General features: G+C 39.0%; 24 protein-coding genes and 2 pseudogenes. 3 read left to right on the top strand and 23 right to left on the bottom strand.

Features of this window, described 5'->3' with window-relative positions; genetic code table 11:
- Nucleotide 1: 1 nt before the first annotated feature.
- The 18 genes from xseA to MMB69_RS02150 all read right to left on the bottom strand — a co-directional run bounded on the left by xseA (nucleotide 2) and on the right by MMB69_RS02150 (nucleotide 13,162).
- Nucleotides 2-1,342: an exodeoxyribonuclease VII large subunit gene (gene xseA / locus MMB69_RS02235; protein ID WP_050688160.1), complete on the bottom strand. Its 1,341-nt coding sequence runs from the start codon at nucleotides 1,340-1,342 to the stop codon at nucleotides 2-4.
- 84 nt (nucleotides 1,343-1,426) lie between these two features.
- A complete protein-coding gene (nusB, locus tag MMB69_RS02230) occupies nucleotides 1,427-1,819 on the bottom strand; it encodes a transcription antitermination factor NusB (RefSeq protein ID WP_013059142.1) in 393 nt (130 codons plus the stop codon).
- A gap of 221 nt (nucleotides 1,820-2,040) precedes the next feature.
- A complete protein-coding gene (locus MMB69_RS02225; RefSeq protein WP_013059143.1) occupies nucleotides 2,041-2,442 on the bottom strand; it encodes an Asp23/Gls24 family envelope stress response protein in 402 nt (133 codons plus the stop codon).
- Nucleotides 2,443-2,471: 29 nt separating this feature from the next.
- On the bottom strand, nucleotides 2,472-3,824 hold the full coding sequence (gene accC, locus MMB69_RS02220; protein ID WP_013084993.1) for an acetyl-CoA carboxylase biotin carboxylase subunit: 1,353 nt from the start codon (nucleotides 3,822-3,824) through the stop codon (nucleotides 2,472-2,474).
- 12 nt (nucleotides 3,825-3,836) lie between these two features.
- The gene (gene accB / locus MMB69_RS02215) at nucleotides 3,837-4,343 is read right to left on the bottom strand and encodes an acetyl-CoA carboxylase biotin carboxyl carrier protein (protein ID WP_221784562.1); all 507 of its coding nucleotides are present in this window, start codon (nucleotides 4,341-4,343) and stop codon (nucleotides 3,837-3,839) included.
- 352 nt (nucleotides 4,344-4,695) lie between these two features.
- Nucleotides 4,696-5,346 (bottom strand): SpoIIIAH-like family protein, encoded by a 651-nt coding sequence (locus MMB69_RS02210; RefSeq protein WP_225049505.1) that lies wholly within the window; start codon nucleotides 5,344-5,346, stop codon nucleotides 4,696-4,698.
- Between the two features lie 7 nt (nucleotides 5,347-5,353).
- On the bottom strand, nucleotides 5,354-6,016 hold the full coding sequence (gene spoIIIAG / locus MMB69_RS02205; protein WP_057243217.1) for a stage III sporulation protein AG: 663 nt from the start codon (nucleotides 6,014-6,016) through the stop codon (nucleotides 5,354-5,356).
- A complete protein-coding gene (gene spoIIIAF, locus MMB69_RS02200; protein ID WP_277447088.1) occupies nucleotides 6,013-6,642 on the bottom strand; it encodes a stage III sporulation protein AF in 630 nt (209 codons plus the stop codon). The genes spoIIIAG and spoIIIAF overlap by 4 nt, the downstream gene beginning before the upstream one ends.
- Nucleotides 6,639-7,823 carry a stage III sporulation protein AE gene (spoIIIAE, locus tag MMB69_RS02195; protein ID WP_013059149.1) on the bottom strand — a complete coding sequence of 395 codons (1,185 nt, stop codon included), beginning with the start codon at nucleotides 7,821-7,823 and terminating at the stop codon, nucleotides 6,639-6,641. The genes spoIIIAF and spoIIIAE overlap by 4 nt, the downstream gene beginning before the upstream one ends.
- Before the next feature lie 24 nt (nucleotides 7,824-7,847).
- The gene (spoIIIAD, locus tag MMB69_RS02190; protein ID WP_013059150.1) at nucleotides 7,848-8,231 is read right to left on the bottom strand and encodes a stage III sporulation protein AD; all 384 of its coding nucleotides are present in this window, start codon (nucleotides 8,229-8,231) and stop codon (nucleotides 7,848-7,850) included.
- 20 nt (nucleotides 8,232-8,251) lie between these two features.
- Nucleotides 8,252-8,458 (bottom strand): stage III sporulation protein AC, encoded by a 207-nt coding sequence (spoIIIAC, locus tag MMB69_RS02185; protein WP_013059151.1) that lies wholly within the window; start codon nucleotides 8,456-8,458, stop codon nucleotides 8,252-8,254.
- A 19-nt stretch (nucleotides 8,459-8,477) separates the two neighbouring features.
- Nucleotides 8,478-8,990 (bottom strand): stage III sporulation protein SpoIIIAB, encoded by a 513-nt coding sequence (gene spoIIIAB / locus MMB69_RS02180; protein ID WP_013059152.1) that lies wholly within the window; start codon nucleotides 8,988-8,990, stop codon nucleotides 8,478-8,480.
- Nucleotides 8,991-8,996: 6 nt separating this feature from the next.
- Nucleotides 8,997-9,944, bottom strand: coding sequence for a stage III sporulation protein AA (gene spoIIIAA / locus MMB69_RS02175; RefSeq protein WP_013059153.1), 948 nt, complete (start codon nucleotides 9,942-9,944; stop codon nucleotides 8,997-8,999).
- A 65-nt stretch (nucleotides 9,945-10,009) separates the two neighbouring features.
- Nucleotides 10,010-10,291, bottom strand: coding sequence for a YqhV family protein (locus MMB69_RS02170; protein ID WP_013059154.1), 282 nt, complete (start codon nucleotides 10,289-10,291; stop codon nucleotides 10,010-10,012).
- 138 nt (nucleotides 10,292-10,429) lie between these two features.
- The gene (efp, locus tag MMB69_RS02165; protein WP_013059155.1) at nucleotides 10,430-10,987 is read right to left on the bottom strand and encodes an elongation factor P; all 558 of its coding nucleotides are present in this window, start codon (nucleotides 10,985-10,987) and stop codon (nucleotides 10,430-10,432) included.
- 19 nt (nucleotides 10,988-11,006) lie between these two features.
- Nucleotides 11,007-12,065: a M24 family metallopeptidase gene (locus MMB69_RS02160; RefSeq protein ID WP_028410654.1), complete on the bottom strand. Its 1,059-nt coding sequence runs from the start codon at nucleotides 12,063-12,065 to the stop codon at nucleotides 11,007-11,009.
- 1 nt (nucleotide 12,066) lies between these two features.
- A complete protein-coding gene (gene aroQ / locus MMB69_RS02155; RefSeq protein ID WP_013059157.1) occupies nucleotides 12,067-12,504 on the bottom strand; it encodes a type II 3-dehydroquinate dehydratase in 438 nt (145 codons plus the stop codon).
- 121 nt (nucleotides 12,505-12,625) lie between these two features.
- Complete coding sequence (locus MMB69_RS02150) at nucleotides 12,626-13,162, bottom strand: YqhR family membrane protein (protein WP_028410653.1); 537 nt, start codon at nucleotides 13,160-13,162, stop codon at nucleotides 12,626-12,628.
- A gap of 298 nt (nucleotides 13,163-13,460) precedes the next feature.
- Here MMB69_RS02150 and MMB69_RS02145 point away from each other — a divergent pair, with 298 nt between their 5' ends.
- On the top strand, nucleotides 13,461-14,417 hold the full coding sequence (locus MMB69_RS02145; protein WP_014458240.1) for a DUF1385 domain-containing protein: 957 nt from the start codon (nucleotides 13,461-13,463) through the stop codon (nucleotides 14,415-14,417).
- Between the two features lie 48 nt (nucleotides 14,418-14,465).
- Nucleotides 14,466-14,864 (top strand): SA1362 family protein, encoded by a 399-nt coding sequence (locus MMB69_RS02140; protein ID WP_013059160.1) that lies wholly within the window; start codon nucleotides 14,466-14,468, stop codon nucleotides 14,862-14,864.
- 30 nt (nucleotides 14,865-14,894) lie between these two features.
- Here MMB69_RS02140 and MMB69_RS02135 read toward each other — a convergent pair whose 3' ends face one another.
- The 5 genes and pseudogenes from MMB69_RS02135 to MMB69_RS02115 form a co-directional block, all read right to left on the bottom strand.
- Nucleotides 14,895-15,776 carry a patatin-like phospholipase family protein gene (locus MMB69_RS02135; protein WP_269870412.1) on the bottom strand — a complete coding sequence of 294 codons (882 nt, stop codon included), beginning with the start codon at nucleotides 15,774-15,776 and terminating at the stop codon, nucleotides 14,895-14,897.
- 102 nt (nucleotides 15,777-15,878) lie between these two features.
- Complete coding sequence (mntR, locus tag MMB69_RS02130; protein WP_013085004.1) at nucleotides 15,879-16,310, bottom strand: transcriptional regulator MntR; 432 nt, start codon at nucleotides 16,308-16,310, stop codon at nucleotides 15,879-15,881.
- A gap of 285 nt (nucleotides 16,311-16,595) precedes the next feature.
- Nucleotides 16,596-17,717 (bottom strand): annotated as a pseudogene (locus MMB69_RS02125) (hypothetical protein); the annotation flags it as partial.
- Between the two features lie 285 nt (nucleotides 17,718-18,002).
- Nucleotides 18,003-19,439: pseudogene (locus MMB69_RS02120) on the bottom strand (vitamin B12-dependent ribonucleotide reductase); the annotation flags it as partial.
- Nucleotides 19,440-19,751: 312 nt separating this feature from the next.
- Nucleotides 19,752-20,585, bottom strand: coding sequence for a lipoate--protein ligase family protein (locus MMB69_RS02115; RefSeq protein ID WP_013085005.1), 834 nt, complete (start codon nucleotides 20,583-20,585; stop codon nucleotides 19,752-19,754).
- A gap of 230 nt (nucleotides 20,586-20,815) precedes the next feature.
- Here MMB69_RS02115 and MMB69_RS02110 point away from each other — a divergent pair, with 230 nt between their 5' ends.
- A complete protein-coding gene (locus MMB69_RS02110; protein ID WP_013085006.1) occupies nucleotides 20,816-21,199 on the top strand; it encodes a rhodanese-like domain-containing protein in 384 nt (127 codons plus the stop codon).
- Nucleotides 21,200-21,204: the final 5 nt, after the last annotated feature.

The raw sequence follows: 21,204 nt of genomic DNA, 5'->3' as shown, positions 1-21,204 counted from the left end.
TTCATCGCTCCTCTATTTTCGAAACTTCACACTGCAATTGTCCATCCGCCAAACGAACGTTTACCACATCGCCTTCGGATACTTGTTTGGTTGATTTAATTAACTCTTTTTCTTCATCGTATACTAAGCTGTAGCCTCTTTCCATTGTTTTTAATGGACTAAGCGTATGTAATTTTGACGTTGCCGTGGCAAATAAAAGCTGTTTTTGCTTTAGCAGCTGCTGCATCTCTTTTGTCAGCATTTTTGTCAGCTGCTGTTGACGCTCCGCTGCTTTCGTTAACTGGTGCTCAGGATGATTGCGCGACAAAGCAGCAGTTAGCTGCTCGTAGTTCGTCCGTTTATGTTCAATGTACCTTCTACCTTCACGATAAAAACGCTCCATCAACTGATCTAACTGCTGCTCTTTTTGCTCGACCAACTTTTGAGGATAACGAAAAGCATATGATTTCTGGGATCGTTCAAGCCTGCGGCTACTAGACTGAAGCATTTCTTTCATCGAACGAAGAAGACGGATATTTCGCTGAGTCAATCTTTCCGTAATTTCACTGATATGAGGTACAGCCAATTCCGCGGCACCCGTTGGAGTAGGAGCGCGAAGATCTGCTACAAAATCTGCAATTGTAAAATCGGTTTCATGTCCAACCGCTGAAATAACAGGAATAGTAGAAGTGAAAATTGCACGAGCAACGCTTTCTTCGTTAAAAGCCCAAAGCTCTTCAATTGACCCACCACCGCGCCCAACAATTAATACGTCTGCTTCTTTACGACGGTTTGCTTCTTCAATTGCCTTAATGATAGACGGTGCCGCATTCACTCCTTGAACAAGAGCGGGCATAACAATAATGTTCGCGTTATATCTGCGCTTTAATGTCGTAATAATATCACGTACGGCTGCTCCAGTTGGAGACGTAATCACACCTATTGTTGTTGGATACTTCGGCAGCTTTCGTTTCCTAGCAGGATCAAATAAGCCTTCTTTTTCCAGCTTTTTTTTCAGCTGTTCGTAGGCCAAGTATAAGTTTCCCACGCCGTCAGGCTGCATTTCTTTTACGTACATTTGATAATTTCCGCTTGGTTCATACACCGAAATTTCAGCTCGAATGAGTACATTCATTCCTTCTTCAGGCTGAAAATTAAGCTGCCGGTTATGCCCAGCAAACATAACGGCTGCGATACGAGCATTTTGATCTTTTAAGGTGAAATACATATGTCCCCGACTATGACGTTTAAAGTTAGAAATTTCTCCTTTAATCCATACATCTTGCATGTGAGGGTCTACATCAAACTTGCGCTTAATGTATCGTGTAAGAGCCGTAACGGTTAGATAACGAACTTCACTCATCATTTTGCCTCCTTTGCAGTCACCCTCTCCCCTTTATATAAAGGAGAGAAGCATTTTGGTCACTTGATTTGGCAAGATGAACCTTTATTTAGATAAAGTTGTTAACACTTTAGACAATACGCCATTGATAAACTTGCTTGATTGATCATCGCCAAACGTTTTCGCTAATTCAATCGCTTCATTTAACGTAACGCTCGTAGGAATTTCTTCTTCATATTTCATTTCGTATACGGCAATACGTAGGATAACGCGGTCTACAGTAGCTACACGATCTAACGTCCACTTTTCTAAATGATTGCGTAAAAGTTCATCAATTTCTTGCTGATGTTCAACCACACCTAGCACGAGACTTTCTAAAAATTGATCAGACTTTTCATTTTGTACAACATTTCCGATTGCCTCCATTGGCTCGGTCTGCCCTAAATCATGCTGAAATAGTGCTTGTAATGCTTTTTGGCGTGCTGTATGTCTTTTCATTATTTTTGCTCCTTTATTTATCTTCTTCAACTAGTATACCTAGATAATAGCATAGTTTATGAAACGATACTTCATTGTTCTTATACGAAGTTTGTAGAACACGAAAAAGACCGTCTTTATGACGAGACAGTCTTTTTCACTTTACCATAGCTTGTGTTGAAAAGGAACAAGTAATCATACGTTATTCCATTTTAGCAACAGCCGTTAGGTAAACGTTTGTTTTATTCAACTTCTTCAATATCAGTTTTTTGCGTGTCAAACTGAATCCCTACGATATGAATGTTTACTTCATCGAGATCAATAGCTGTCATATTTTTAAGGGCTTGACGAATGTTATCTTGTACTTGTTGCGCTACGTTTGGAATAGACACTCCAAACTTCATCATACAAAATACGTCTACTTTTATCCCGTTTTCTGTTAAGTCCACTTTTACACCTTTACCGTGGTTTTTCTTTCCTAGTTTCTCCACAACGCCAGCTGCAAAATTTCCTCTCATTGCAGAAACGCCTTCTACTTCAGAAGCAGCAATACCCGCAATGACTTCAATAACCTCAGGAGCAATTTCTACTTTGCCAAGAGAATTTGGGTGTTCTTCCATTTCTAATACATGATTTTCATTCATGTACAGCACCTCCTATAGTTTATATTATACTAAGAATTCATTACGTCATATAGCTCAAGAAACTTCGTGTTGAATTCACCGCTAACAAATTTTTCATGATTTAATAGTTTTTGGTGAAAAGGAATAGTGGTCGCCACGCCGTCGATAACAAATTCATCTAATGCGCGCTTCATTCGTTCAATAGCTTCCTCACGAGTTGGCGCATGAACAATCAATTTAGCCACCATTGAATCATAGTAAGGCGGGATTGCATAGCCCGGGTATGCAGCAGAGTCTACGCGCACTCCGTAGCCACCTGGCGGCAAGTACATTTGAATCGTACCTGGTGATGGCATAAAGTTTTTCTCTGGGTTTTCTGCGTTGATTCGGCACTCAATTGCCCATCCGTTAAATGTCACTTCTTCTTGCGTAAACGGTAAAGTTTCACCATTTGCCACTTTGATTTGTTCTTTAATTAAGTCAACTCCTGTCACCATCTCTGTAACAGGGTGTTCTACTTGGATACGTGTATTCATTTCCATGAAGTAAAATTTGTTTTCACGGTAATCATAAATGAATTCCACTGTTCCGGCTCCTGTGTAATTAACGGCTTGAGCGGCTTTAACAGCAGCGTCGCCCATTAATTCACGGGTTTTTTCGTCTAACGCTGGAGAAGGCGTTTCTTCAATTAATTTTTGAAGACGGCGTTGAATCGAGCAATCACGCTCTCCTAAATGTACAGTATTCCCATGAGAATCAGCCAACACTTGGATCTCAACGTGACGGAAATCCTCAATGAACTTTTCAATGTACACACCAGGGTTACCGAAAGCTGTAGCAGCTTCTTGCTGTGTAATTGTAATACCTTTGATAAGCTCTTGTTCATTTTTCGCAACGCGGATTCCTTTTCCTCCGCCTCCTGCCGTTGCTTTAATAATAACAGGATAGCCAATATCATTAGCAATTGACATACCGTCTTCCACTGACTCTACAATTCCAGTTGAACCAGGAACAATTGGGACACCCGCTTCACGCATCGTTTCTCTCGCTACGTCTTTTGTTCCCATTTTGTTAATGGCTTCAGGACTTGGTCCTACAAATGTAACGTTACACTCTCTGCATAGCTCTGCAAAATCAGCGTTTTCAGCTAAAAAGCCGTATCCAGGGTGAATGGCGTCACAGCCCGTTAGCATCGCAACGCTCATAATGTTTGTAAAGTTTAAATAGCTGTCTTTAGATGACGTTGGTCCAATACAATACGCTTCGTCTGCTAATTGTACATGCAAAGAGTCACGATCAGCTTGAGAATGAACAGCTACTGATTCTACACCTAATTCTTTACACGCTCGAATAATTCGAACCGCAATTTCTCCTCGATTCGCAATTAATAGCTTTTTAATCATATTTACCGCTCCTTATTCAGGCTTTACTAAGAAAAGAGGTTGACCGTATTCTACAAGTTGTCCATTTTCAACTAATACGTCAACGATTTCACCTTTAACTTCTGCTTCGATTTCATTAAATAATTTCATTGCTTCTACGATACATACAACCGAATCTTTTTGTACTTTATCTCCAGGAGTCACGTATACATCTGATTCTGGCGATGATGACGCATAGAATGTCCCTACCATCGGAGATGTAATTTTATGTAAGCTCTCATCAACCGCTGGGGCCGCTTGTTCTTCTTTTGGTTGAGCAGACTGTGCTGCTGGGGCTGGCGCTGGAGCCGCTGCTGCCTGCGGTGCAGGTGCTGCCGCTTGTTCAGGTGCCGAAACCATTACTTGCTGCGCTTGTTTGGAAACAATTGCGTCTTTTTTCTTCATCTTGATTTTGGAGCCTTCGTGCTCATAGGTGAACTCCTCGATTGATGATTGATCAACTAGTTTAATGATCTCACGGATCTCTTGAATTTTTAACATATTGAACACTCCTACCTCATGAAAATAGAATTCTCTACAATGTTAATAATACGACAGATGGCTACAGCCATTCAATTCGTTTGGCAAACATTAAAAAGAAGTTCCACTTACTCTATAATAACTTTTTAGCGTTATCGTTTTATAAATGGAAACATAGCTTTACAGATGACAACACGTATGAAAACATTTGTCACCTAGTACTAATATAAGATTATGAAACCTATTATAACCGAAGTAAAAAAAGAAAGCCATGTTAAAATTTTTACCGTCTCGCTTAGATTTTAGTCATTTCATAAAAAAAGAAGTGTAAACAACCCCAATTTACGGCTGTTTCACACTTCTTTTATTCCCTTTATTTAGTTGGCTGAAACTCTACCGCTACTTCTTTTGGACCCATTTCTTTTTTGACTAGCTGAATGATTTGATTTGCTTTTGTTTTTGAGTGTTTTTCTGTCTTAACCGTAATTTGTACTTGCTTTCCGTCTGCTCTTACTAGCGCGTCACTGTATCCTTTTGCTTTAATTAATGTTTCCAGCGTGGCTTCTTTTTCCCCGAGCTTTGATAATTCATCAATTTTATCCATCGCCTTGCTTACTTCCGCAGGCGTCACATTTTTTGATGCCGCTACTTCTTGATACTCTTCTTTTAATTGACTTCTTTCATCATTTAATTCCAAACGAAGCGCCGTAAATAGCTCATCGCTATCTGTGCTTGATACAACCGCTGATTCTTTTGCATTTTTAGCCGTTTCCTTCTTTACATCTTCTGCTGAGCCTTCAGTTTTTGAATCTTCTTTTGTTCCTGATTTCTCATCTGTCTGTTGTTTTGTATCTTCTGCAGGAGCCTTATCATCAGCTTGCTTTTCGCTTTGTTTTTCATTGTCTACTAACGCAACATTACTCTGAGGATTTTCTGGCGTTGTCATATAATATACCGATAACACAACAACTAAACTTAGCATTGTTAATAACCAAACCGTTTGCTTTTTTAATAACATATTCATTTCCCCCTCATCCTTTTTTCGCTAATACTGCTACTCTATGACTTGGTATATCGAGCGCTCTTGTCACGGCTTCAATAATAGATTTCTTTACCTCGATATTATCAGCTCCTTTAGCGACAACTAACACGCCTCTTACTTTTGGCTTTTCGGTTTTAACTACAACAGGCTTTTCTTGTTCTCCACTTCTTACAATGACCAGCTGTTCGTCTGTTGAGGAATCTTCAACTTTACGAGTCCCTCCTTCACGGTCCGTTTCGTTGGTCGTTTGCGATTTTGTGACGCTGTTTTTTTCATATATTTTGGATTCTGTTGCATCTAGGTTCACAATTACTTTTACCTTACTTACGCCTCTAACTTGATCCAAAATATCTTTCAATTCTTCCTCATACCGCTCTTCATAACCTGTCATCGTTGTTGTCTTTTTAGAGCTAAAAGCGGGAACATCCTGTGATACCGGTGATGCGCTGGTTTCTTTGCTTGCACTCTTTAGTAATCCGCCTGAATTCATAGATGTTGTGAGTGAGTTGCTAAATACCATAAAGATAACGCCTGCAGCTAGTAAAATGCCTATATACATTAACTTTGAAGGTTTCTTCGTAGTTGATGACTGTTTAAGTGAAAAGAACCGCTGAAAAAATGATGGGTCACCTTTTTCTGGCTTTTGACTCATTTCGTGTCTCCCTCCTCCATATTCACAACAACTTGGCCTTGTTTTACATCCCATTTTGCTGCTAAATAGTTGGATAATTTCTTGGATTCTGTTGGTTTGTTTGTTTCGATCGGTGTGGAGGTATCAATAGAAATAACTTTCACAGCTGAAACAACCTCGGAATCACCCGATGCTTTTTTACTTACGGCAACTGAAATGGATTTAATATTATCAGCGGTAGGTTCGTCGTTCGGCTTTTTGGTTTCAATGTGAATTCGATCAATTGCTACACCATACTGATCCATCAACTCCTCTTTTACATCTGCCTCCATTTGGACAGCCATTTGTTCTAAAATATATGCACGTTGTGAAGCTTGTATTTCTTTTTTCTGATTTTCTATTGAATTTTCTATCTGCTGATCAGATCGAATAGATGATAAGCTAAGTGATTTCAGCATTTGATTAACATCCACTTTGAAAATTTGAAAAACGGGTGTAATAATAATCAGCATTAAAAGAAGTCCAACCACCAGCTTTGTATATTTTTGAAAACTAGAATTGGGCAACAGTAAATTAATAATGGTAGCTAATAAGATAAAAAGAACGATATTAGTAATCCACGTCGTTAAGGCCTGCAATTTTTTCACCTCACCATCATTGTGACGTTGCTCGCTGTAATGATGACCGTTAAACATAAGAAAAACATAAGCGAGACAACCGCAAGCGCCGCGAAAATATAGATGACGCTTTTGCTGATAATGCTCAAGCAGGAAATAACCGGTCCTCCTCCAATAGGTTGAAGAAGAGCTGCTGCTAGCTTATAGATAAAAGCGAGCGTTAACACTTTAATAGCCGGAAACGCGACGATTAACAGTAAGACTGCTACTCCAGCAATCCCTACTGAATTCTTTAATAGAAGCGAGGCACTGATGACTGTATCAGCCGCATCTGTGAATACACGTCCTACAACAGGTATAAAGTTCCCTGTGACAAACTTTGCCGTTCGAATTGTAATACCGTCGGCAACAGCTGAGGTGGCCCCTTGAACGGATAGCACTCCTAAAAAAACAGTTAGGAATATTCCAAGCACGCCAATACTTATATTCCTCAACAGCTGAGCAAGCTGTGTAACCTTATGCTCATCTGAAATCGTACTCACAATGCTAAGCAGTGCTGAAAGAAAGAGCAGCGGCATCACTACGTATTGAATAAGCAAGCCGCTTGTGTTCATTAAAAACAAAATCATCGGATGAAAAAAGGCTGCCGATACAACTCCCCCTGATGATGCCATTAAGGCAAGCAGCAGCGGCACCAGAGCTAAAATGAATTTAGTCATAGTCTCAATCGCTCCCGTTGCATAAGAGATAGCAATTTGAAAACTATTAAGAGCAATGATGATCAAAACCATATATACAAGCGCATACGCTACTTTACTTACGGTTTGCTGATTAAACGCACTTTGGAGCGTTTGCAAAAACACGCTAAAAACCGTTAGCATAATGAGCGTACCGAGGAGCTTTCCATTCGCTAATACTTCGTGAAATAAAAACTTTACAAGACCTCCTAGCCATTCTTTAAGAGAGAACTCTTTTTCTCCTTTTAAAAAATCGACTAAACTTCCCTTCTGACTCTCGGGTAAAAAGCCGCCGTATTGGGTAATAATATCGTCCCAAAACTGTTTGACTTCATCGATACCGAGCTTATCAATTTGTTCATTGACAAGTTCTTGCTGCTTCGGGGGTTCGGAAGCTTGTACATTTTCTGGAAAGAAAAAAAAGAGGAACAAAAGAAGAGCGAGTATATTCACTTTAAACGTCCACCGCTTCATTTCGTCACCTCATATTAAGTAAAATTAATTGGGCAGCATTGAAATAATCGTTTCAATAATGACCGTTAAAATAGGAATTGCCATGGAGAGAATCAGCACTTTTCCACCTAGTTCAATTTTAGAAGCAATGGCACCTTGCCCTGCATCTTTCGTAATTTGAGCACCAAATTCGGCGATATAGGCAATACCAATAATTTTCAAGATGGTTTCCACATAAATCATGTTAACGTGGGCATTAATCGACAGCCGCTCGACCATCTTAATAATTTCGTAGATTTGATCAATTAAAAAAAGAAAGATCACGGATCCCACGAATACAACAAGTAAAAAAGCAATAGGTGATTTATGTTCTTTTAAAATAAGAGCCAAAAACGTAGCTACTAACCCTAAGCCCACAATTTGAAGCATTTCAATGGCAACTCACCCCTCTACCCTTGAAATAAAAAAACCGATTTGATTTTTTGAAATAAGTCCTCTACAATCGAAGCAACCATAAATAAAATATAAATAAAACCGATGAGGGTAACCCAGTTCGCGTAATCTTTTTTTCCCATCTGTTCGAGTACGGTGACTAAAAAAGCTACGACGATACCAATCCCAGCAATCTGAAAAATGGTGTTCATATCAATTCCCACATTCAATCCTCCTCTATCGCTACATCAATAGAATGACCAGTAGCAACCCAGATAGAAAGCCTAAACTTTTAACCATTTTTTCATAGCGATTCTGCTTATCAACTGCATCTTGTTCTTCGCGTTCAAGATGATTCAGCGTCAGTAAGATATGCTTTTGCTGCGAATAACGATCATGCTGACCAAGCGTTTCACCAAATTGTTTTAAGATTTCTAGCTCTCCCGTTTTAAGTGCGGTTTGTTTCCAAAATTGGTCCAACGTCTTTTCCCAAGCTTCCTTGACACTTTCAGTACCTTCTTTTAATTTCATTGAAAACTCATTAAATAAAGAAGCCAAAGGATTAGGAAGCTGTAGAGATAACAAATGAGCAACTTCTTGAAGAGGCCGATTGCTGTACATAATTTCTGCTTCTAACGACCTCAGAGCCGTTTTTAATTGCCTGAGCTGCCTAGGTCTTGCACTAAGCTGCTTTGCAAACTCAAATCCTGTGTAAGTGGAAGCAAATAAGATAAAGATGGCACCAAACAGTTTCATACACCATCACCCTTTACTATTTTCAATAAGCGACTTTTCAGCGGACGTTTTCATGGAATTATAGTGCTCATCGTAGATAGCCTGAAGTGTTCCAGGACCTCGGCTGTTCGATAGCACAACATACCTTTTGAATACGTGAAGTTTCATTAAAGCTTGCAAAGTGGGACGCTTCATTAAATCGTCAATGTCATAGCCATGAACAGTCATAATGACACGAACGCCAGCATTAACCGCTTCAAGTACGGCCTTACAATCTTCTTCACTTCCCACTTCATCCACAATCAGCACATCGGGGCTCATGGAGCGAATCATCATCATCATGCCTTCAGCTTTCGGACAGCTGTCTAATAAATCCATTCTAGATCCGAATGTATGCTGAGGAACCCCTTTAACAGCCCCAGCAATTTCTGATCGTTCATCTACAATTCCCACTTTAAACGGAGGAATCTTAGAGCGCTCTATGCCAGTACTTATTACTCTGGCTAAATCGCGAATCATGGTTGTTTTTCCTGTCTGAGGAGGTCCTATAATGACCGTACTTTGCCAATAGCGATTGTATAAAAAAGGAATAAGCTGATTCGAAATACCAATCTTTTGTTTAGCAATCCGGATATTAAAGGATGATACATCTCGAATCACACGAACCTGTCCATTTTCCGTTACAACTTTTCCCGCTAGCCCAACCCGGTGCCCGCCTTCAATGGTGACATATCCTTTTTTCAATTCTTCTTCAATCATATAAATCGAAAACTGGCTTAATTTATTTAAGATAAATAAAGCATCTTCTGCACTGGGAAGATACGATTCGAAATATGGCTGATTGTTGATTGTAAATTCGACAGGTCTTCCTATGCGCACTCGAATTTCTTCTAGTACATGAGAATGGTTTGTAACATAAAATTCAACAGTCTTTTTTAAATTAGGCGGAAAGATTGCAAGTATTTCGTTTAACATATTCATCCCCTCATATTTGAACTCACTTCAATGTATTATAAGCTTGACCATTTTATGCCTACCTTTTATTTAAAAACGCCGATTAAAATGAAGAGCACTCCTACTACAATCATGATTAATTTCCCAAAAGATAATTGATCGGCTACGGACACTAAACCTATAGTAAAAGAACTCACCATTACAATCGGACCAACAAGCGCTAACATTCCATTAATCATTAACGCTTTTTTCACATCATTGTTTGTGACAATTAAAATAGCGGCAATAAACTCAATAAATGAAGAAATAAATCGAAGGCACGCCATCGTTAATACCGTACCGTTTAAATGATCCAACCACTGCTTCATAAGCCCCTCCTATATCTCTGCGTTGTTTAGTACAACCTATGCAAAATAAGGAAGAGTTAGCACAAAAAAACATACAAAAAAGGCAGAGAATGATTCTCTGCCTTTTTTGTATGTTTTCAGCTTGCTTACACGCTCCAATTACGCGCGTGATACGTAGCTGCTGTCTGTTGTGTTGATAATTAATACATCGCCTTCGTTTACGAAGAACGGAACGTTTACTGTTAAGCCAGTTTCAACAGTTGCCGGTTTTGTACCGCCAGAAGCTGTGTCACCTTTAATACCAGGTTCAGTTTCTGTTACTTTAAGCTCAACTGTGTTTGGAAGTTCAACACCTAATGTCTCACCTTGGTACATCATAATTGCTACTTCCATATTCTCTTTCAAGAATTTTAGCTCATATTCAATTGCACTTGCCGGAAGCTCTAATTGCTCATAAGACTGGTTGTCCATGAATACGTGCTGATCGCCGCTTGCATATAGATATTGCATTTTACGGTTATCAATTTGTGCTTTTCCTACTTTTTCACCTGCACGGAACGTTTTTTCTTGCACAGCTCCTGTACGAAGGTTACGTAGTTTTGAGCGAACGAATGCAGCGCCTTTACCAGGCTTTACGTGTTGGAAATCCATTACACGCCAAATACCTCCGTCTACTTCTACTGTCAAACCTGTACGAAAATCATTTACTGAAATCATGAAGAAATCCTCCTACATTTTATAAAATAATGAACTCTTTTGATGAGTGCGATAATGCCTCATTACCTTCTGCTGTGACGATCGTATCATCTTCAATACGAACGCCCCCTAAGTCTGGTATGTAAATACCTGGTTCAACGGTTACAATCATACCTGGCTGCAGTACATCTGTAGATTTCACAGAAAGTGATGGGCCTTCATGTACTTCTAACCCTACGCCGTGACCGGTCGAATGTCCAAAATACTGGCCGTATCCGTGTTCTGTAATATAATCACGCGTTAACGCATCTGCTTCTTTACCCGTCATACCTGCTTTAATGCCGCTCATTCCATTAAGCTGCGCTTGCAGTACGACATTATAAATTTCTTTTAGCTTATCACTTACTTCACCGACGGCAAATGTTCGTGTGATATCTGAACAGTAACCATTATAGTATGCGCCAAAATCAAGCGTTACAAGTTCCCCTTTTTCAATTACTTTTTCAGAAGCAACACCATGCGGTAAAGCCCCGCGATGCCCTGAAGCAACAATTGTATCAAAGGATGAAGATGTTGCGCCTTGTTTTCTCATAAAGAACTCCAGTTCATTAGATACTTGAAGCTCTGTTAAACCAGGACGAACAAAGGTTAAAATATGTTCATATGCTGCATCTGCTATTTTTGCAGCTTCCTTTAATATCTTAATCTCTGAGTCACTCTTTATCAAGCGTAAGTTTTCGATTGCGTGCGAGATTGGAACAAGTTCCGCGCCGATATGCTTATCAAATAATTGATGCTGTCCATATGTAACATAATTCTGTTCAAAACCAAGCTTTTTAATTCCAAATTGTTTCACTACATTCGCTACTTCTTCTACAATAGGACCCTTGTGCTGAACGATATCAAAACCTTCTGTTTGACTAGTTGCTTGTTCAACATAACGAAAATCTGTTACAAATGCCGCTTTGTCTTCAGAAATGATAACGACACCAGCAGACCCTGTAAAATTGGTCATATAGCGTCTGTTATATTCACTTGTAATTACAACACCGTCCACATTCAACTTTGAAAACTGTTCGCGTAGTTTTTCGATTTTCATTTTATTTCCCCCTTAATTGTAAAAGTGCCTGCAGGGCAAGCTCGTATCCGTATAAACCTAACCCGACAATTTGACCATGTGTAACAGGTGCCGTCACCGAATGGTGGCGAAACTCTTCACGCTTATGTACGTTCGAAATATGCACTTCAATAACAGGAACAGATATACTGGCAATCGCATCTCGAATGGCATAACTGTAGTGAGTAAAAGCACCAGGATTGATCATAATTCCATCAAATTTCTCATCCGCTTCATGAATCCAGTCGATAATTACACCTTCGTGATTAGACTGTACGCACTCAACTTCTACCCCATGGTCTCTGCCTGCTCGCTGAAGCTTCTCTTCAAGATTTTGAAGATTATCTGTCCCATATACCGCTGGTTCGCGTACGCCTAAACGATTTAAATTAGGACCGTTTATTACTAAAATCTTATTCATCTTAATTCAACACTCTCCCCTACTACGAACCCTCTATGCAGCTCACTTATGTGAATTTGCACTTTATTTTTCTTTTTAAATCATTATATAGAATATATTAGCATACGTTGGAACATTCACACTACTTATTCGCCGTTTGAAAATCTGTAGATTCATCTTTTGTTTGAAGCTCTGCAGCTTCAAAAGAAATGGAATATCCGATGAATACACCATATAAAATATAAATACAGAGGGATGAAATAATCGTGTTAGCTGGAAGCTCTCCAATTGTTTTTAAGTTGGGAAAGAGCGGATTCAAAACAACGAATACAATTGCCCACCATAATAAGCCGTAAGCAAAACCTATCCAAATTGTTTTAAACTTCTTTAATAGGACGTAGTATAACAACCCGACAACAATAGATAATACCCCTATAAGAAAAATACTGACGATAACACCTATTCCTTTATCTTTCCAATCACCTAATGCCCATGGATCTAAAAGCATATTTGGATTGATAACACTAAAGCTGAACAGATAATTTAAATAGCCAATAAAGCTCCAGAAAACCCCTCCAAAAAAGGAAATAAAGACGGCTTTAAATAAAAAAGACATTTCCTGTTTATGCGTAGGGTGGTTATCCTGTTTTTTTTCATGCTGTTCTTTAGGTTCTGACATATTAATCACCTCTTGATGTAGTATGAACTTTTTTCTCATTTCTAAGTTTTTACGTTTATTACTCTTCCTATACGCAAGAAGGAAGCCTGATATCGCAGAGACATTTTAAAACTACTTGGCACAGAGTTTCATAAACAAATTTTATAAGTGAAAGGAAAAAAATTCATAACAAGGGTGTGGAGATGAAAAATATTGGCTAAACTAGATAACATGCATCCGCCTAGAGGTTTATTTGATTTTGCTGTAGAATATAAAATACTAAGAAGTCTAGTCTAGTTAAGTTAGGTTGGTGCCTGAAATGTCTAAATTACAAAAACCTGCGTATGGTGGTCAAGCCGTTATAGAAGGCGTCATGTTCGGTGGCAAACGTATGATGGTGACGGCTATTCGCCGCAAAGATCAATCTATTGATTATTTTCATTCAAAAAGAAAATCAAATTCCGTACTCACTGCTTTAAAAAAAATTCCTTTTTTACGAGGAATTGCTGCTATTGTTGAAGCCAGTGCAAACGGTACGCAGCACTTGAACTTTTCCTCTGAACGCTATGACGTGAATCCAGAAGATGATGCTCAAGTAGCAGCAGAACAACAAAAAGAGAAAAAAGAATCAAAACTATCTTTAATATTTGGCGTTGCAACTATTGGTGTAATATCCTTTCTTTTCGGGAAAGTACTATTTACATTGATTCCTGTGTTTTTAGCACAATTGACACGTCCTGTTTTCACTTCAAGTGTAGCTCAGGTTTTTATTGAAGGAGTATTTAAACTATTATTGCTTCTTGGCTATATTTATGTGATTTCACAAACGCCACTTATTAAACGGGTGTTTCAATATCATGGAGCAGAACACAAGGTCATTAATGCATATGAAAACAATGCTGAACTTACGGTAGAAGCCGTGCAAGCACAATCTCGACTTCATTATCGCTGCGGAAGTAGCTTTATCCTCTTTACCGTAGTTGTAGGAATGTTTGTCTACCTACTTGTTCCAACGGATCCTCTTTGGTTACGAATTGTGGATCGCCTTGCATTAATTCCAGTTGTCCTTGGTTTATCATTTGAAGTGTTACAGTTAACCAATAAAGTTCGTCATGTCCCTCTTCTTCGCTTTTTAGGTTATCCCGGTTTATGGCTTCAGCTTTTAACAACCAAAGAACCAAAAGATGATCAAGTTGAAGTTGCGATTGCTTCATTTAAAGAACTTTTACGCGTTGAAAATGAACTTTCTTCTACCACTGACGAACAAGTTGTCTAATCCACACCGTTTTGCTTTCTTTTTTTACTATTTTAGGAGGTGAACAAAATGAGACGTCCATTCGTGAAACCACTTGTATATGGTCTAATCGGGTTAGGAGTCATTGGCTTTGCATTTACGTTGATTACAGATCCAGCTGTTTTATTACGTCAAGCAGGTTATATTTTTCTGTTTATCATTTTGTTTTACTTAGTTTATCGGTTTATTCTCCGCCCTTCTCAGACAAAAGGTCAAGATAGAGGCTATGTGCGCGCAGTAAAACAATCAAAACTGCGTCAAAAAGAAAAAGAGCGAGGAAGCAACAAAGTTGATATGCATACGTACCGAAGCTCAAATAAGCGCCCGGTATCCAAATCAACGAAACCGCTAAAGAAAAAGAAAAACAACTCACACTTGACCGTCATCGAAGGTAAAAAAGGAAAAAAGAAAAATAGAGCATTCTTTTAAAAAAACAAGGAGAAAAACCTCCTTGTTTTTTTAATAGCACCATTTTTTCAAAAATGCCCTTGTACGCTTTTTACCAAACGCAATCAGCTCTTCCTTCCGTTCTTCTGTGAGGGTAAATTCTGTCGCAAAAACTTGATTAACAGGCAAAAAGATAATATTTTTTTCGTGACGTTTTGAAATATGTCTTGCATCGTGCGCATCTTTCATCGTCTCAAAAAGCGCACTGAATAAACCAACGGCATTCTTAATTTTATTCCGTTCTCTTTCTTCGTCCTTCGGGCTCAACTTCACACCAATTACCGGTCGTTTCTTAAGACTTTTATCATCATCAAATAGAAAAATTGGAAAGTTGCTTAACACGCCCCCGTCGACTATTAAACTGCTTGGGGTAGATTTTAATTTAACTGGCTCAAAAAAATATGGAATGCTGCAGCTCATTCGAACGGCTCTTGCTACAGAAAAGCGATTCGGGTCGATTTGATATTTAGGCAAATCATCTGGAAGAACAAGCATCGTACTGTTGGTCAAATCTGAAGCAATAATACGCAGCGACTGATCAGGCAAATCAGCAAATGTACGAATTCCTCTGCTCCGCAATTTCTCAGCAATCCACTTCTCAAGCCTTTCTCCTTTATATAATCCCATTTTCCAATATAAAAACAGCCATTTTGTCAAGCTTGATGGTAAAAAAGACATTCTTTGATCTAAAAAAGACGATAACTCAATTTCATTCATCATTTCAACAATTTCTTCACTTGTATAACCGGCTGCTACAAATGCACAAATAACGGAACCCGCACTCGTTCCGGCTAACCGCCGAAAAATAAAGCCTTTTTCTTCTAAAGCTTGTAACGCCCCAATCAGTGCAAGCCCTTTAATACCGCCACCTGAAAACACTCCGTCGACGTACACAGCCTCTCCTCCAAACTACCCACTCTACATTTGTAGTCGACTCAGCAACAAGTTATGATAAAAAGAAAAAAAGCAGTGACGCTATTGGCCGCTGCTTTTTTCTTATAATTTTTGCTCTTCTTCATTTCGTTTTTGTACATTGCGAAGATCTTGAATACGGTTATGATTTTCTTCAAAGTATTGAACCAAGTCCCCAATTCGATCAATGGAATTCCAGCTTAAATGATGTTCAATTCCTTCTACGTCATCATAAATATTTTTCTCATCCACGCCAATGATTCGCAGCAGCTGCTCTAAGAGCTCGTGGCGATAAACAAGACGTTTTCCAATCTTCTGTCCCTTAGCTGTTAAAACAAGGCCTCGATATTTTTCATAAATTAAGTACTCATCTTTGTCTAGTTTTTGAACCATCTTTGTTACAGATGAGGGGTGAACCGCCAATGCATCAGCAATATCAGACACTCGAGCGTATCCTTTATCTTCAATTAGCATATATATTTGTTCAATATAATCTTCCATACTCGGTGTAGGCATGAAATCTCCCCCAATTAATATTATGTATTGCTAATAATAAGTCATAAATGTCTGTTTCTTATAGTGATATCGTGTTCATGTTTGATAATCTATGTGAAAAAAACGTGTAAATAAAGCGATGTCATAAGATAAAACTGGATAAAAGACATTCAATTAAAATCATACTACAATGCTTATTCAAATACAAGAACCGTTGGTTCCCGCTTCTTATTTATGCCCCATTTTCCTACATAATAAAAGCCGACTCACTTGAGTCAGCTTTTACTAGTCAATCATGATTAAAAATTAAAGGCCGCATTTCAGCTGTGCACCACAGTTTGTACATGTGTTGCATCCGCCCATTTCCTCTACCGTTCCTTGACGGCAAACCGGACAAGTATTGCCTACTTCAGAACCGATTGTTACATCAGTTGAACGAATTTCGTTAATTGTATCAACTAATACCACGTGCGGTTTTGTTTCTTCTTTTGGCGCTTCAATTTCTTCATCAAATGTATTTTCTTCTGCTTTTAGCGTTAAGACTTGTGCATCACGGCTTCCGTCTACGTACACTGTACCGCCTTTTGCTCCGCCTTTATACAGACGCTCGTACACTTTTTGAACTTGCTCTACCGTGTAACCACGAGGAGCGTTTACTGTTTTACTAATTGAACTGTCAATCCAGCGCTGAATCACACATTGCACGTCCGCGTGAGCTTGTGGTGCAAGTTCCATAGCTGAAATGAACCATTCAGGAAGGTTGTTTGGATCTGCTTCTGGATGCTGATCTAAATACTCTTGAACGATATCAGCTTTTACTTCAATAAATTTACCTAAACGGCCGCTTCGGAAGTATGAGAATGAGAAATAAGGTTCAAGACCCGTTGATACCCCAACCATTGTTCCAGTACTGCCTGTTGGCGCTACTGTTAATAAATGAGAGTTTCGGATACCGTGCTCTTTAATGTTTTCACGAATATCTTCAGGCATTTTTTTCATGAAGCCTGTATTTGTAAATGCTTCACGTAAAGAAGCCGTTTCAGCATCTGTTTCGCCCACTAAGAACGGGAAGCTTCCTTTTTCTTTTCCAAGCTCTACAGACGCGCGGTAAGCCGTCGTTGCAATTGTTTCAAACACTTTATCTACTAACTCATTGCCTTTGTCAGAGCCGTACTCTGTTTCACAATAAATAAGAAGATCGTGAAGACCCATTACACCAAGGCCAACGCGGCGTTCGCCAAGCGCTTGCTTTTGGTTTTCTTCTAAGAAATAAGGAGTTGCATCAATAACGTTATCTTGCATCCTAACGCCCGTTTCAACCGTTTGACGTAACTTTTCAAAGTTAACAGTTTTTGTTTCTTTATCTGCCATTTGCGCTAAGTTTACAGCAGCTAAGTTACAAACAGAGAATGGTGCAAGTGGTTGTTCCAAATTTGTTATCGTAAAGGCTTTTTATCCTCTACCTCTTACGCTTCATATTTACGTAAGTTCAGCATACGTTTTCGTTACAATTATTCAGCCATTTCTTTCAAGTACTCTTTCCGAGCTTTAAAATTGTAACGTTGCGGCCTCGTGGAAGCATTATAGTCTGTTATACAGGATCAGCTTCTATGCGTTGCCCCTGACTAAACCTTTACGTTTAGCCTTCGGTTCAGATTCCCATCTCAGGGTTCCTGCTTTATTCCGCAATGTTTTACATGAGGCAAACTATTCACCACATGGATTCGTTGCAACAACGTGCTGACCATATGCTTGAGCATTTGTCATGTCATTAGCATTGTCAAAGAAGAAAATGCCTGGTTCAGCTGAGTACGTTGCACAAATATTAATTAAGTTCCATAGCTCTTTTGCACGGATAGTACGGTACGTACGAACTTTGTTTCCTTGTTTTGCCCATTCGCGCACATCGCCTACTTCGTGCCAGTTTTCATTGTAGTTAGCCATTTCTTCTTTTGAATAGCTTTCTACGTCTGGGAAGCGAAGTTCGTATTCACCGTCGTTTTCAACAGCATCCATAAAATCTTTTGTTAAGCATACAGAAATGTTTGCTCCTGTTAAAAACTCTGAGTTATGAACGCTGTACGTTCCGCCTGTTTGCAGCTTTTCTTCTGCATCTTTGATGATTTTTTCACTGAATCCACCAAGACCCGGAATTTGTTTATAGTTAATGATTCCTTGGTACATCGCTTCTTCAGACTCTGTTAGCGGCGTGAACTTCAATTTATCTTGCGCATGTTTTTTAATCATTTCGTCATTTGTGTTTTCAATTAAGAAACGTAAAATGCGAGGGTTTTGCATTTTAGAAATAATAAATTCTACAATGTCAGGATGCCAGTCGGCAAGCATGATCATTTGGGCGCCCCTGCGCGACCCACCTTGCTCAACAAGATGCGTCAGTTTAGCAATATCATCTAACCATGAAACCGAACCAGATGATTTGCCGTTTACACCGCGAGCCAGCGTGTTGCGCGGGCGAAGAGTTGAACCATTCGTTCCAACACCGCCTCCACGGCTCATGATTTCCATTACTTGTTTGCGGTGTTCTGAAATACCTTCACGTGAATCTTTTACATAAGGCATTACATAACAGTTGAAGTACGTTACGTCCGTATCAGCACCTGCACCGTAAAGAACGCGGCCAGCTGGTACAAAGTTTAGCTGAACAAGCTCTTGATAGAACTTTTCAAACCACTCTTTGCGCTTTTCTTCTGTTTTTTCCACAGAAGCTAAGCCTGTTGCATTACGTTTTGCAATTTGCTCATAGAAGACTTCTAGAGGTTTTTCAATGACATCTAAAGAACGAGTAATTAATCCGTTTTCTGCTTCTTCAGGCGATAAAGCTCCTCTAAACTCATCTTCTACCTTGACAACAGCAGTTTTTTGCTCAAAATTAATGCTTTCCACATAGCCAAGTCCTCGTGCTGGAAATTTTGGATCTTCCTTTACGGTTAGAACAACAAAATCTCCTTCTGATAACGTTAATTTTTCCGTATCTTTAAACGCATAGCGGTCTAACATTACCAATCTTGAAACACCTTTATGAGTCAACTTCATATCCGGTGTAATCGGATGTACTTGCGGAAAGCGTTCAATATCTGAATTGAGCTTTTCAACATTCATATTCACTTTTTGATTTAACAAAACAGTCATTCTCACAACTCCTTACCTATCGAACATCTATAAATTTATTAACTCTATTTCCTTTTAAAGGAAATAGAGTTTTTCAATCAACTATCAATAACTTACCACACGGCTTGGACGAATTCAATATATAGTATTTGACACTTCTCCAAACATCTACATATAGAAGGGTGTCAAGTGAAATATTTTTTTTTTCGTAAAAAAAGTGTTTGACTTTTCTTCCCTATGTATTCTATTAGCCAAGCATTGTTTCTAAAAATCCCAATAAAAAGTGCAACTTATAAGAAGTTGCACTTTTATCTATTTCCCATGGGCATCCGTTTAGCGCTTAAAGTTCCATTCATCCGATCCGTACTTTGTGCGCGCTAGTTCTTCTACATATGCTTCCTCTTCTTCAGACAGTGTATACGGTTCTAAATCAATATCAAGAGCAGAAGCAAATCCTTTATAAAACGCTTCTTTTGCTTCTTCAATAGAGATTTTGCGGCCCGCAATTGCATTGATGGCTACCGCTTTAGAACGAAATGCGCGCTGCATTCTTTCTTTCACGCGATCATTTGGATAATTAAACACGCTGAATAATTTATCTTCATCAATCTCTAACAGAATAGAGCCGTGCTGTAGAATAACTCCTTTTTGTCTAGTTTGGGCACTTCCAGCAATCTTGCGGCCCTCTACAACTAGTTCATACCAAGAAGGAGCATCAAAGCACACGGACGAACGAGGGTTTTTTAAGCTATTTTTTTCTTCTTCTGAACGAGGAATAGCAAAATAAGCCTCGAGCCCTAACGAACGAAATCCTTCCAGTAAACCTTCAGAGATTACGCGGTATGCCTCTGTAACTGTCTTAGGCATGTTAGGATACTCTTCAGATACAATGACGCTGTAAGTAAGCTCTTCATCGTGAAGCACGCCCCTGCCGCCCGTTGGACGTCTTACAAAGCCTAGTCCTAATTCTTTTACTTTATCAAAGTTAATTTCTTTTTCAGCTTTTTGAAAATAACCGATTGACAGCGTTGGAGGGTTCCATCCGTAAAAACGAATCGTAGGTGGAATTTCTCCTTTACTATGCCATTCTAATAACGCTTCATCTAACGCCATATTGTAATAAGGCGAACGGTTGTTGGAATCAATAAATCTCCACTTTGCTTTCATCTACCTCATCCTCAGCTATATGTAATATAAAAAATAAATCCGTTTTTTAGTCTACCAAAAGATTGAGCTAAGGAAAAGCAAAGAGCAACACAAAACTGTGAATTCAAATGTGGTAGTTTTTTCATTTTCGGGAAGAAATCCGCTAGATTCAAGGCAAAATCGCTTTACTTCTAATTTCATTCACTTATATAATAAGAGTATGGATTTTGTCGAAGAAAGGAAGAATCAGCATGTCAGCAATTACAGCAGTACTCATTTTACTTGGAGTAATCATCATATACTCTGTCGTTATGTTCTTTGTCCAACGTCGCATTATGAAAACGTTAACTGAAGAAGAATTCCGCAGCGGCTACCGCAAGGCACAGCTAGTTGATATTCGTGAACCGAATGAATTCGAAAACGGACATATTTTAGGCGCACGAAATATTCCTCTTTCACAGTTCCGTATGCGCATTAAAGAATTTCGTCCAGATCAGCCTGTCTACATCTATTGTCAAAGCGGAATGCGCACAGGACGCGCAGCACAAATGCTTCGTCGCCACGGTGTTCAAGAAATCTATGATTTAAAAGGCGGCTTCAAAATGTGGAACGGTAAAGTGAAAAAGAAAAAATAATGGTA

It is taken from the genome of Priestia sp. P5 (assembly GCF_029522155.1).
GTDB classification, from domain to species: domain Bacteria; phylum Bacillota; class Bacilli; order Bacillales; family Bacillaceae_H; genus Priestia; species Priestia megaterium_E.
The sequence above is the reverse complement of the archived record's forward strand: the minus strand, read 5'-3'. Positions and strand labels throughout refer to the sequence as shown.